This window comes from Rhizorhabdus dicambivorans (assembly GCF_002355275.1).
In the GTDB taxonomy this organism is placed as follows: Bacteria; Pseudomonadota; Alphaproteobacteria; order Sphingomonadales; family Sphingomonadaceae; genus Rhizorhabdus; species Rhizorhabdus dicambivorans.
Genome location: NZ_CP023450.1, coordinates 113,301 through 125,414, shown reverse-complemented (window position 1 = coordinate 125,414; position 12,114 = coordinate 113,301). Strand labels below are relative to the sequence as shown.

General features: G+C 62.5%; 10 protein-coding genes and 2 pseudogenes. 4 read left to right on the top strand and 8 right to left on the bottom strand.

Annotation, left to right across the window (positions count from 1 at the left end; translation table 11 throughout):
* Nucleotides 1-160: 160 nt before the first annotated feature.
* Genes istB (CMV14_RS24315) through CMV14_RS24305 form a run of 3 tightly spaced genes read right to left on the bottom strand, consistent with a single transcriptional unit; the run spans nucleotide 161 to nucleotide 2,926 of the window.
* Nucleotides 161-919 (bottom strand): IS21-like element helper ATPase IstB, encoded by a 759-nt coding sequence (gene istB, locus CMV14_RS24315; RefSeq protein ID WP_066970376.1) that lies wholly within the window; start codon nucleotides 917-919, stop codon nucleotides 161-163.
* Nucleotides 916-2,412, bottom strand: a complete 1,497-nt coding sequence (istA, locus tag CMV14_RS24310) for an IS21 family transposase (protein WP_066970373.1) — start codon at nucleotides 2,410-2,412, stop codon at nucleotides 916-918. The genes istB (CMV14_RS24315) and istA (CMV14_RS24310) overlap by 4 nt, the downstream gene beginning before the upstream one ends.
* A 58-nt stretch (nucleotides 2,413-2,470) precedes the next feature.
* The gene (locus tag CMV14_RS24305) at nucleotides 2,471-2,926 is read right to left on the bottom strand and encodes a hypothetical protein (protein WP_153046171.1); all 456 of its coding nucleotides are present in this window, start codon (nucleotides 2,924-2,926) and stop codon (nucleotides 2,471-2,473) included.
* A 234-nt stretch (nucleotides 2,927-3,160) separates the two neighbouring features.
* On the opposite strand from CMV14_RS24305, the gene istA (CMV14_RS24300) reads away from it, so the two are divergent.
* A complete protein-coding gene (gene istA, locus CMV14_RS24300; RefSeq protein WP_096367681.1) occupies nucleotides 3,161-4,681 on the top strand; it encodes an IS21 family transposase in 1,521 nt (506 codons plus the stop codon).
* 11 nt (nucleotides 4,682-4,692) lie between these two features.
* Nucleotides 4,693-5,493, top strand: coding sequence for an IS21-like element helper ATPase IstB (gene istB, locus CMV14_RS24295; protein WP_066970386.1), 801 nt, complete (start codon nucleotides 4,693-4,695; stop codon nucleotides 5,491-5,493).
* Between the two features lie 163 nt (nucleotides 5,494-5,656).
* Here istB (CMV14_RS24295) and fixJ read toward each other — a convergent pair.
* From fixJ to CMV14_RS24270, 4 genes and pseudogenes are all read right to left on the bottom strand, one after another.
* Nucleotides 5,657-5,761, bottom strand: a pseudogene (gene fixJ, locus CMV14_RS27270) (DNA-binding response regulator); the annotation flags it as partial.
* A 561-nt stretch (nucleotides 5,762-6,322) separates the two neighbouring features.
* Nucleotides 6,323-7,231 carry a ribose-phosphate pyrophosphokinase gene (locus CMV14_RS24280; RefSeq protein WP_004212748.1) on the bottom strand — a complete coding sequence of 303 codons (909 nt, stop codon included), beginning with the start codon at nucleotides 7,229-7,231 and terminating at the stop codon, nucleotides 6,323-6,325.
* Entirely contained in the window at nucleotides 7,228-8,766 is a 1,539-nt protein-coding gene (locus CMV14_RS24275) for a thymidine phosphorylase family protein (RefSeq protein ID WP_044663231.1), read from the bottom strand. The genes CMV14_RS24280 and CMV14_RS24275 overlap by 4 nt, the downstream gene beginning before the upstream one ends.
* A complete protein-coding gene (locus CMV14_RS24270) occupies nucleotides 8,763-10,211 on the bottom strand; it encodes an MBL fold metallo-hydrolase RNA specificity domain-containing protein (protein ID WP_031304554.1) in 1,449 nt (482 codons plus the stop codon). The genes CMV14_RS24275 and CMV14_RS24270 overlap by 4 nt, the downstream gene beginning before the upstream one ends.
* Before the next feature lie 252 nt (nucleotides 10,212-10,463).
* On the opposite strand from CMV14_RS24270, the gene CMV14_RS24265 reads away from it, so the two are divergent.
* Together CMV14_RS24265 and CMV14_RS24260 are read left to right on the top strand one after the other, a co-directional pair.
* Complete coding sequence (locus tag CMV14_RS24265) at nucleotides 10,464-10,727, top strand: DUF2933 domain-containing protein (protein WP_007683380.1); 264 nt, start codon at nucleotides 10,464-10,466, stop codon at nucleotides 10,725-10,727.
* Nucleotides 10,724-11,395, top strand: a pseudogene (locus tag CMV14_RS24260) (methyltransferase family protein); the annotation flags it as partial. The gene CMV14_RS24265 and the pseudogene CMV14_RS24260, both read left to right, overlap by 4 nt.
* A 117-nt stretch (nucleotides 11,396-11,512) precedes the next feature.
* Here the strand turns inward: CMV14_RS24260 and CMV14_RS24255 are convergent.
* Nucleotides 11,513-12,082, bottom strand: coding sequence for a hypothetical protein (locus CMV14_RS24255; protein WP_013039076.1), 570 nt, complete (start codon nucleotides 12,080-12,082; stop codon nucleotides 11,513-11,515).
* Between the last annotated feature and the right edge of the window lie 32 nt (nucleotides 12,083-12,114).

Sequence of the window (12,114 nt, the reverse complement as noted above, 5' to 3'; positions counted from 1 at the left end):
CATATCGAAATATATCGATGCCGCAAGAATGTCAACGGCGGAGCAATTTCCGGCCACCGGGCGGAGCAAAAGTCGGCCACCCTTGCGCCCGGCTGAGACCGCCGTGAGGGCGTAGCCCGAGCGGGGTCTCAGCCGGGCGCGGCGATTTTTTTGAAAGGTTTCAGCCAGCCTTTCGGGCGCGGCTTTGGGCGAGACGATAGCTGTCGCCGTTCATTTCGAGAATGTTGACGTGGTGGGTGATGCGATCGAGCAGTGCGCCGGTCAGTCGTTCTGATCCCAAGGTTTCGGTCCATTCATCGAAAGGCAGATTGCTGGTGATCAGGGTGGCACCGCGCTCGTAACGCTGGGAGATCAGCTCGAACAGCAATTCCGCACCGGTCTTGGAGAGCGGCACGAAGCCCAGTTCGTCGATGATCAGCAGCTTGTAGGCGGCCATCTGCTTCTGGAAGCGGAGCAGACGCCGCTCGTCTCGAGCCTCCATCATCTCGCTGACCAGGGCCGCCGCCGTGGTGAAGCCGACGGATAAGCCTTTCTGGCAGGCGACCAGGCCGAGGCCGAGCGCGACATGCGTCTTGCCCGTGCCGCTGGGACCGAGAGCGATGACGTTCTCGCGGCGCTCGATCCATTCACATCTGGCCAGTTCCAGCACCTGTATCTTGTTGAGCTTGGGGATGGCGGCAAAGTCGAAGCTGTCGAGGCTTTTGACGACCGGGAATTTGGCCGCCTTGATCCGCCGTTCGACCTTGCGGCGATCGCGCTCGATCATCTCCCGCTCGGCAAGCCGGAAGAGGTAGCCGACGTGATCGACGTCCTCGGTTGCGCAGAGTCGGGCCAGCTTTTGGTGCTCGCGCTGGAAGGTCGGCAGCTTGAGGGTCTTGAGATAGTGGGCGAGCAGGATGTCAGGTGCTTCGGTGCTCATGCCGCCTCTCCCGCATCAGACGACAGGAGGCGCATATACGCCTTCGCCGAGGTCTTCTCGACCGTCGCCCTCGGAAGGTACGGATAGATCGACAGGTCCAATCGCGGCGGTCGGCGTTCTACGCGGCACAGGATCAGATGCTTGACCGCATCGAAGCCGATCGCGCCGAGCTGAAGGGCCTGCCTTACCGCCGCATGCAGGTCGGCAAGCTCGAAGCTTTCCAGCAGACGGAGAACCTGGACGTATTCCCGCCGGCCATGCTTTGCCATGCGGCCTTCCATCAAACGGCGCAGCGTGGCGAACTCGTCCGGCAGATCCCAGCCCTGCAATGGAGCTGCCTGATCCAGCGCATTGATCTTCTGCTCGATCAGCGGCAGGTAATGGACGGGGTCGAAGACGATGTCTTCCCGTTCCCAGCTCCGGGGATGGCGGGCGATGATCTCACCACGGCAACCGATCACCACCTGATCGACATAGCCCCGGACCCAGACGTCTTGATGACCGTAGGCAACCGGCACGGAATAGTCGTTCGTTTTGTAGCGCACCAGCGATTGGGCTGTCACAACAGCGCTGGTCTGGTCGCAGGCATCAAACGGCGACGCCGGCAAGGGACGCATGGCGGCAAGATCGCGCTGCAGCCGTTCGCCGATCGTCTCGTTCTCGCCGCGTAGCTTATCGCGCTGGCGCTTTCGGCACTGCTCCTCCAGAAAATCGTTGAACGCATCCCATGTCGCAAACTGCGGGATCGGCACCATAAAGTTGCGCCGGGCATATCCGACAAGACCCTCCACATTCCCCTTGTCATTACCCTTTCCCGGACGGCCATAGCGATCGCGGATCAGGTAGTGGGACAAAAAACCGCTGAACAGCGCTGCCCGCTTGCGCGTGCCGTCGGGCAGGATCTTCGCCACAAGGCAACGGTCGTTGTCGTATACGATCGACTGCGGCACGCCTCCGAAGAAGGCAAACGCATGGATGTGGCCGTCGACCCAGGCCTCGGCCACCGCCGCCGGATAGGCCCGCACGTAGCAGCCGTCGCTATGCGGAAGATCGAGCACGAAGAAGCGCGCCTTCTGCTCGACGCCGCCGATCACCACAGTCGCCTCGCCAAAGTCGGCCTGCGCATGGCCGGGAGGATGCGACAGCGGCACGAACACCTCCCGGCGGCGCTGATCCCGCTCGCGCATGTAGTCCTTGATGATCGTGTAGCCGCCGGTGAACCCGCATTCGTCGCGCAGCCGGTCGAACACCCGCTTGGCAGTATGCCGCTGCTTGCGCGGCACCTTCATATCCTCGTCGAGCCAATGCTCGATCGTCGAAACGAACGCATCCAGCTTCGGCCGCCGGATCGGTGATCGCCGCTGATAGCCGGGCGGTATCGAATACGACACCATCTTGGCGACGCTGTCGCGAGATATGTTGAAATGCTTTGCTGCCTGGCGCTGCGTCATCCCTTCGGAGACAGCCAGGCGAACCTTCAGATATAGTTCCACGGTGTAGATCCCCTGTCCCTCCTGCCGTCATTGCAGAAAGGAAATAGGTGGCCGGATTTTACTCCGCCCGCGGCTGGTTTATTCCGCCGCTACCGTGGCCGACTTTTGCACCGCCGCTCTCATTGGGCTGCACCTCGCGAAGGACGGCGTAGCCTTTGAACTCGGTATCCGTGATTGCAAAGCGAAGCGTCCGCTTGACGCCCTGATCGTCTGTGAACGGGACGCTCAGCGACTCCAGACCCGGCGGTAACGCATATTCGCCAGCAGGCAGAATCGCGAAGCCGGACGGCATGATCGTCACGGCATTGCGAGTGTTCCACAGTCGGGCGGTAAAGCGGAGCGGCATGGTCCCGCCCTGTTCCTTGCTCCCCATGAATGAATGCTCCACCAGCTTGGCGGAGCCGGTGCATTCGACCTCTTGATAGGACGGCGCGGCCAGCACGGGGGCTGCAATCGCAGCAACCGCCAGCGCAGCGGCTCCCGTGACGGATTTCAAAGCGGACAGAGAACGCATTCTTACCTCCATTCCATGGGCAGGATTGCCCATGGTGGAAGTTTCAGTCCTCACAGCCTGGAACGTGGGAGAAAGGTGCGCTTCTCAGCTATTTGGGTTCATTTCCAACGGACAATCCCCCTTTCGAACACGGGTGAGAACACCGGGAATAAAAGGGGCCACGGATCGGCCAGTCTCACCGGATTAAAAAGGGGCCAGTCCTGCTAGACCTCCGTTTTTGGGCGGAGGTGGAGGATGAAGAGAGTGGAGCTTTATCAGAAGGTCCGCCGCGCCGTGCTGATTGACGGGATGAGCCGTCGCGCTGCCGCCCGGTATTTTGGGATCAATCGCAAGACCGTCGACAAGATGCTGTGCTTTCCAGAGCCAGCAGCGCACGGCCGGAGCGGGCAAACCTACAGCCGCAAGCTGTCCGGATTTACCGACATCATTGACCAAATCCTGGTGGATGACCGCAAGGTTCACATCAAACAGCGACACACTGCCGCGCGTATTTTCGAGCGTCTGCGCGATGAACATGGCTTCACCGGCGGCATCACCATTGTTCGCGACTATGTGGCGGGCGCCAAGTTGCGCAGCCGCGAGGTGTTCATACCATTGAGCCACAAGCCGGGGCATGCGCAGGTGGATTTTGGTGAGGCGGACGGGATCATCGACGGCAAGTTGGTGCGGTTCCACTATTTCTGCATGGACCTGCCGCACAGCGATGCGCCGTTCGTTAAAGCCTATCCTGCCGAGGTGGCTGAGGCATTTTGCGAAGGGCACGTGGCGGCCTTTGCCTTCTTCGGCGGCATCCCGCAGTCGATCCTGTATGACAACACCAAGCTGGCAGTGGCGCAGATCCTGGGCGACGGGAAGCGCGAGCGCAGCCGGATGTTCTCGACCCTCCAGAGCCATTACCTGTTCGAAGACAAATTCGGGCGCCCCGGCAAGGGTAACGACAAGGGCAAGGTCGAGGGGCTGGTCGGTTATTCCCGGCGCCACTTCATGGTGCCGAGGCCAGAGGCGCCCAGCTTTGATGCGCTGAACGCGCGCTTTGTCGAACAATGCATGGAGCGACGACAGGCCATCTTGCGCGGGCATGAGCGCAGCATCGGTGACAGGCTGGTGGCTGATCTGGCGGCCTTTATGCCGCTACCGGCGGTGCCGTTCGATCCCTGCCATATGGTGACGGGGCGGGCCTCGTCGATGTCGCTGGTGCGCTATCGTACCAATGATTATTCGGTGCCGACGGCCTATGCCCACCAGGAGGTCGTAATCAAAGGCTATGTCGATCGGGTTGCGATCATCTGTGGCGGGGAGCTGATCGCAGTGCATCCGCGCAGCTATGAGCGGGAGGACTTCATTGCCAACCCGCTGCACTATCTGGCGCTGTTAGAACAGAAACCCCGCGCGCTTGATCAGGCAGCGCCGCTCGATGGCTGGGTGCTGGCTGAACCGATGCATCGCATCCGACGACTGATGGAGGCGCGCAGCGGCAAAGAGGGACGGCGCGAGTTCATCCAGGTGCTGCGGCTATGCGAACGCTTCGAGCAGTCCCTGGTGGAATGGGCAGTGGCCCGCGCGCTGGAGATGGGGGCAATCAGCTTCGATGCGATCAAGATGATCGCGCTGGCCCGCCTCGAACAGCGTGTGCCGCGCCTCGATCTGCAATTTTACCCGCATTTGCCGCGCGCGAATGTCGGGCGTACCGATCCGCGCACCTACATGGGCCTGCTCTCGCAGGCAGGCACTCCAGCGACGGGAGTGGCAGCATGAGTGATCCCATGATGCCGCTGCCAGCCATCGAGGCCGAACCCACCAGCGTGCCGCCCGCTGTACTACTGGCCAACCATCTCAAAGCGCTCAAGCTGCCCACCTTTGTGCGCGAGTATGAGAAGGTCGCCTTCGAGGCCGCGCAGGATCGGGCCGATTACCCCCGCTATCTGCTGCGCCTGTGCGAACTTGAACGGATTGATCGCGAGCGCCGGATGGTGGAGCGCCGTATCCGCATGGCTCGCTTCCCGCACACCAAGAGCTTTGACACCTTCGACTTTGCAGCCCAGCCATCACTGAACAAGGCCTTGGTTCTGGAACTGGCGCGCGGTGAATGGATCGAGCGGCGGCGTAATGTCATTGCGCTGGGCCCCAGCGGCACCGGTAAGACCCACACCGCCCTCGCGCTAGGACTGGCTGCGTGCCAGAAAGGGCACAGCGTGGCCTTCACAACGGCCGCGGCGTTGGTCCATGACCTGATGGAGGCTCGCGACGAGCGTCGCTTGCGCAGCCTGCAAAAGCATCTGGCATCTGTAAAGCTGCTGATCCTCGACGAGTTGGGATATGTACCATTCACCGCCGTGGGCGGCGAGTTGCTGTTCGAGGTACTCAGCCAGCGCTATGAACGCGGCAGCACGCTGATCACCAGCAATCTGCCCTTCGATGAATGGACATCGGTGTTCGGCTCCGAACGCCTGACCGGCGCCCTGCTCGACCGGCTGACACACCACGTCCACATTCTCGAGATGAATGGTGACAGCTTCCGTCTCGCCAGCAGCCGCAAGCGCCAGAAGGACAAGGGGGAGGATAAATGACCTAAGAACGGGCGGCCATCGGCAGCGGGAAATCGGCTTCCGCTCCGCTCCAGCCGCTTCCCCGCTGCCGATGCTGCCCAGCCTCAACCTTGGGGCTTTTTGTTCAAACCAACTGGCCCCATTTTAAACCGGTGCCTGGCCCGTTTTTATCCCGGCGTTGACAAGCGTAGGCTTCTACGGCAAACCCTGCGGTCCGCAACGTGAAACTTAGTGCTTTTCGTATTGTCTCTTCGTCATCGACGATATGCACGACGCGCTTGTTCCCCATAGCCCCCGAGATCGATCAATACGCAGTGCCGCGAGGGCAGCGCTTCAAGGGATACTTCTCTGCACGTTGGACTATGGTCCCAGGTCAAGAGTAAAAATTTGGCGAGGCAAAACGGCGAAGGACAGCGAAACTGTGAGGGTTCGGCTACTCCGCTCACACCAATGCCGCGGTCGCTGCGGCTCATTGCCGGGTCTCTGCTCCGGACGATGCATGCGAGTTGCCCGCGCCGCCCTCGGCGCGATCGAGCCATCGCTACGCTTCCATCACATCGTCGACCGGCAGCGGGTTACTGGCGCCCGGCGGGCGAGGGGGCGGGTTGGCCCTTGACGGCTGCGCGATCGGACGCCCAGGATAGCAGGGTGGCGCGCTTTACTTCGGGCTCAAGCTTCAGGTGCCCAGCAACGTCGAGGGGATCGATGAACGAGCGTGTGTGCGACACGACATATCCTCCTTCCCTGCCGCGATTTTCTCCGAAAGGGAGATCTCAGGAGATTGGTTCGGACTCGTTTAGGGTCAATGGATGAGGACGCGCACAGCGTTTGCCGGGCGTTCATTTCCGTCTTAGAACTGACGCGCAGCACGCCATTCAATCCGGTGGCGAACGGCCTCCGCGATCGCTGGCATGACGTCTATATCATTCGACGCATGTGCAACCGCGTTCGTGCTGACGATCCTTTCGACAAGCCCACCCAGAACCTGCGCTGCATCGCCGGCAAAAAGCGGATGCACGACCACGCAATCCGGTCGCGCGAACCCCATGCCGACCAGTTGGCGCGCCGCCTCGGTGAGGGTCCGACCGGATGAGGCGATATCGTCGACCAGCACCGGCTGGCGATCGAGAAACGCTGGGGCATTCGGAATCGAGATGGTGACGTGACGGTCGCCGGATCGGATTTTCTCGCACACGAGAAACGGAGCATCGGCATCGGCCGCCACCTGCGAGACCCACTGTTCGCTTTCCAGGTCCGGACCGATGATCAGCGGGCGAGCGACATTGCGCTTGATCCACGAGGCCAAAAACGGCGCGGCATGAACAACCTGGGTTGGGATGCGGTAGATTTCCGACAATTCATGGTAGCGATGGAGATGCGGATCGACCGTCACCAGCCAGTCGAGATGGCGAGACAGGATCGCAGCAAAGGTTCGCGACGTCACCGCCTCGCCGGCATGGAAGCGTATGTCCTGGCGCATGTAAGCGAGGTAAGGGGCGACGAGCCCGATCCTGCGAGCGCCAAGATCGCGCGCGGTGTCGGCTGCGAACAGCAGCGGCAACAGCTTGGCGTCCGGATGATCGAGACTGGACAGCAGGATGACCTCGCGGTCGCTGACGTCGTTTCCGACCCTGAGATAGGTTTCCCCGTCAGGAAACTGACGATGCTCGATCGTGCCGACCTCTGCATCGAGCGCGGCGGATAGCGGCTGTGCCAGGGCCTCGCTGCCAGGCAGCGCGAACAGGACGGGACGGTTCATAGCGCTTCAATCCCGAAGATCGGCCCGTCGCTCACGGCATAGGCCGCCGCATAGTCGAGCTCGCCCGGGCTCTCGGCATGAATGCTACACAAGGGAGCCCCGGCATCCACCATCTGGTTCAGCCGACACTGCAGTGCGACGCCAGCGGCCTTGGCCACCGGCGCGCCGGCGAGCTTCGCGACCGTCGCGAGCTTGCGATTGTCGATACTCACCAGGCGGCCGCTATAGGGAGCGATCATATCCTGCTGAAACCGGGCGACCGGTGGAGCCCGCATGCCGCCCTGCGCTTCGCAGATACGTTGGAACTTGGCCCAGGCCCCGCCGCTTTCGAGACACGCCCGCGCACGCGCATAGCCTTCGCCGGCCGGGGCCGCGTCAGCGAGCTCAAGCAGTCCTCCCGCCAGCTCGCAGGCCCGGTGGGCGAGATCCTCGGCGCCCGGCTGCCCCTGGAGGACGGCAAGGATATCCTGCGCCTCGAGCGCCGGGCCGATGCCCCGTCCGATCGGCTCCGCGCCGGGGCCGCGCATCACGCGCGTGCGAAGCCCGAAGGCTTGGGCGACCGAGCTCAGCGCGCGCTCGAGCGTATCGGCGGCATCGGTTCCGCGTACCTTGGCGGTCGGCCCGACCGGGATATCGATGACCAGATGGGTCGCACCGGCCGCGATTTTCTTGGACAGCACCGAGGCGACCATCTGCCCTACGGCATCGATATCGAGCACTCGTTCAACGCCGATGATCACATCGTCGGCCGGGCTGAGATTGACGGCGCCGCCCCAGGCGATGCAGCCGCCTTCGCGCTCGACCACCTTGCGGATGGCGGAAACGTCGAGGTCGACAGGTGCAAGCACCTCCATCGTGTCCGCCGTGCCGGCCGGCGAGGTGATCGCCCGCGACGATGTCTTGGGCATGATCAGGCCCTCCGCGGCCATGATCGAGACGATGATCGGCGTGGTGCGATTGCCCGGCAATCCACCGACGCTATGCTTGTCGACGATGACCGCTCCGGACCACTGCAATCGCTCGCCGACATCGACCATCGCCCTGGTCAGGCTGATCGTTTCGTCCGTATCGAGCGGGACCGCTGAGCATGCCGTGATGAACGCCGAGAGATGGACATCGCTATAGCGTCGCTCGGCGATGTCGGTCATGATCGCTGAAAAAGCCCCTTCACTGAGACGATTGCCATAGATGCGCCGACGCACTTCGGCGAGCGAGGCGAGAGGCTGGGCGTGCGCGATCTCGACCGGATCGCCCTCGCTGACGCCGAGCAGCCGCCATGCGGATTCGGACAGGCCGATCTCGCCGGGCGCTGGAGCCTCCGCGGAACTGTGCAGCAGCGAGACGACGATTTCCCGCCCGCCGGCGTGCAGCGCGACCTGCGCGCGCGACGCGAGACCTTCCGAGCGGCAGACGGGACAGTCTTGGCGCATGACCGCGATCAGATCACCTCCGGCAGCCGACAGGCCGAGGCGGTGTGCCCGCAGCGTCGTCGCGACAGGCTCTACTTCGGCGTCCTCGATGATCCCGGGCTTCACGCGAGCATGCCCCAGCTACCCAGCGCCGGTACGCTGCATGCCCAGCCCAGATCCTCCGAGACACGCTTCGCCAGGACCTGGGCGCCGGTCGGCTCGCCATGCGTGACATAGACATGGCGCGGGGGCTCTTGCAGCGACCCGAGCCAGCGCATGAGCTCGTCGCTGTCGGCATGCGCCGAAAGCATCGTCAGGTTGGCGACATCGGCTTCGACCGGGATATACTCGCCGTGGATCTTGATCGTCCGGGCGCCCCCGATCATGGCGGCGCCGCGGGTGCCCGCCGCCTGGAAGCCTGAGAAGAGGATGAGGTTCTTCCCATCCGGCGCGAAGCGCTTGAGATGGTGGAGCACGCGGCCGCCCGTTGCCATTCCACTGGCCGAGATGATGACCTTGGGAGCGGGGTTGGCGGTGAGTTCCTTGGATTCCTCCACTTCGCGCACATAGTGCGCGACGCTGCACGCCGCTTCGCACTCGGCGCGGGCCAGGCGATGCTCGTCCATGAAATCGCACATCAGCCCGCTCGCGTTGATCGCCATCGGGCTGTCGAGGAAGATCGGGATGTCGCGGAGGCGTCCCTGCGCGCGCAGACGCGAGAAATGATAGAGAAGCGACTGAACCCGTCCCACGGCGAAGGCCGGAATCACCACCGTCCCGCCTCTCTCGACGCATCGTTCGACATGATCTCCAAGCGTCTTTGTCGGATCGACCTGCTCGTGGCGCCGATCGCCATAGGTCGATTCCACTAGGACATAGTCGGCGCGCGCGGGCGGCTCGGGATCCTTCATCACCGCATCGCCGTAACGGCCGATGTCGCCTGAGAAGAGGATTGTCCGCCCCTTCCAGTCGATCTCGATCGACGCCGCGCCGAGGATGTGGCCGGCGCGATGGTAGCGCACCCTGATGCCGTCCGTGACTGCATGCCACGCTCCGAACTCGATCGGGCGGAAGAGCTGCAATGCCAGACGCGCGTCGGCCTGGGTGTAGAGGGGCAGCGCCGGCTGGTGCCTGGAGAAGCCGTGCTGGTTGGCGAACTCCGCATCCTTTTCCTGCAGATGGCCGCTGTCGGGAAGAAGGAGCTCGCACAGGGCCGCGGTCGCCCGCGTGGCAAGGACGGTCCCGTCCCAGCCCAGGCGCGCCATGCGCGGTAGTGCGCCCGAGTGATCGAGATGGGCGTGGGTCAGCAGCACCTGGCCGACATCCGCGACTTCGGGTGGGATCGATGCCCAATTAAGGCGGCGCAGATCCCTGGGTCCCTGAAACAGGCCGGAATCGACCACGATCTGAGTTTCACCATCGTCCACCAGATAACGCGACCCTGTGACCGTTCCCGATGCGCCGAGAAAGGCAACGCCGAGACCATCGGCCGGGCGCTTGGCCAGATCGATCCTTGCTTCACGCTCGAAGATGGTCACGCGGGAATGGTGCCGTTTCTTTCTCTTTTGCATGGACGCGGGCCTGCCTCTCACGATTATGTTCGTGAGCGCAGCATTGGTTCGCGGACGCCGCACGCCTATACGCAAAATCCGCAGCACGACTGCTGCTCCCCGACAGCTGCGTCGCCCGAACGCCGATGGCCGATCCCATCGATCGCCTTACCCATGCCTGCGCGATGCCCGGGGGACTTCGGTCTCTACTTATACCTTGCTCCTTGGACTCGAGCCTATGCTGCCCGGACGTTGACCAGAAGAGGACGGCATATGGGCGAACATGACCATCGCATGCGCAAGCGCGGCAAGATCGTTCTGATCGGCTTCCTGCTCGTCGCTAGCTTCTTCCTCCTCACCGAGCATACCGCGCACTTCCTGGGTGTGCTGCCCTATCTCATCCTGCTCGCCTGCCCGCTCATGCACCTGTTCATGCACCGCGGCCATGGTGGGCATCAGCATGGCCATGAGCCCGGTCAGGCACCCGCCGGCTTACCGGCCAATCCCAACGGCCGCATCGAAGGAGAGTCGCGATGACGCACGCCGACTATGGCTATGGTCTGTGGGGGCTCGCGCTGGTTAACGCCGCCGTTTTCATCCTCTTTGCGTTCAGCTTCTTCAAGCCGGCAACTAAACGAGACTGGCGCAGTTTGGGGGCGTTCAGCGCTTTCATCATAGCGCTCTTCGCGGAAATGTATGGCTTCCCGCTCACGATCTTCGTGCTTTCGGGGTGGCTCCAGTCGTATTTCCCCGCTGTCGACTGGTGGAGCCACGATGCTGGACATCTCCTGGAGATGATGTTCGGCTGGCGAGTTAATCCCCATTACGGTCCATTCCACATCGCCAGCTTTGTGCTGATCGGCGTGGGTTACTGGCTGATCTCGGTTGCATGGACGGCCCTTCACTTGAGTCAGCGCAAACACCAATTGGCCCTTACTGGGATTTATGCCCGGATCCGGCACCCGCAATATGTCGGCTTCATTCTCGTCATGCTCGGCTTTTTGCTACAATGGCCGACCCTTTTGACCCTTGCTATGTTTCCGGTGCTCGTCGTGATGTATATTCGGCTGGCTCGGCATGAGGAAAAGGAGGCGCTAGCCAACTTCGGCGAGGTTTACCGCGATTATATGGCTCGCGTGCCCGGCTTCATTCCGAATCTGACAATCCATTCGCGTCGAAGAAGGCCATGGCGATCCTTGACGGGAATGGCTGATGTAATTGCCGGCAAGGTCAATGCTGACGTTCTGACTGGCCTTATTATTCGGACATCGTTACCCGACCTCACAGCACACTACTGCAGCAATCCCGGTTCGACTGCGCAATCATCTTGGGAGGGCAAGTTCGCCTTGCACGGGCAGATTCGGTGTGGAGCTGATGCCCGGCACTAGACGCAGAGCATCGCCGATCAAGGTATAGACGGCGTGGCGCTGGCCGCCACGGTTCCGATGGTCGACGCGATAGCCCTGATAATGTCGGCGGAGCAGGCCTGCATTCACCAGTTCGGAAACGGCGCGACTGAGATTACTCTTGCCGGCTGTGCGAATGCGTGCCCGCATTTCCTCCGCGATCACGCCGCGCCTTTTCTCCGGATCGCCGGGGAGCAGTCCGTTTCTAGCGAGGTCGCTCTCGACCCGCTCGGCCAGCGTAATGCTGCGCGGACCACGCTGGGCCATCGGGGTCAATGCGTCGCATAGCCAATCGCGCAGGGAAACGAGCCCATCGTTCCGCCTGACCCAGGGACCGGCGCTTCCATCTGGCCCCGCCACCTGGGCGATCAGGTTGAGCAGCATGAAGGCATAACGGGGCCGGCTCGATACGGTCGCCAGCGTCTCGAGCACGGCCGCGACATCACAGCCAATGGAGGGTTCAAGAGGCTTGCCTGCATGAAACATAACATGATGGAATCAAGCACAAAGCAGGATCA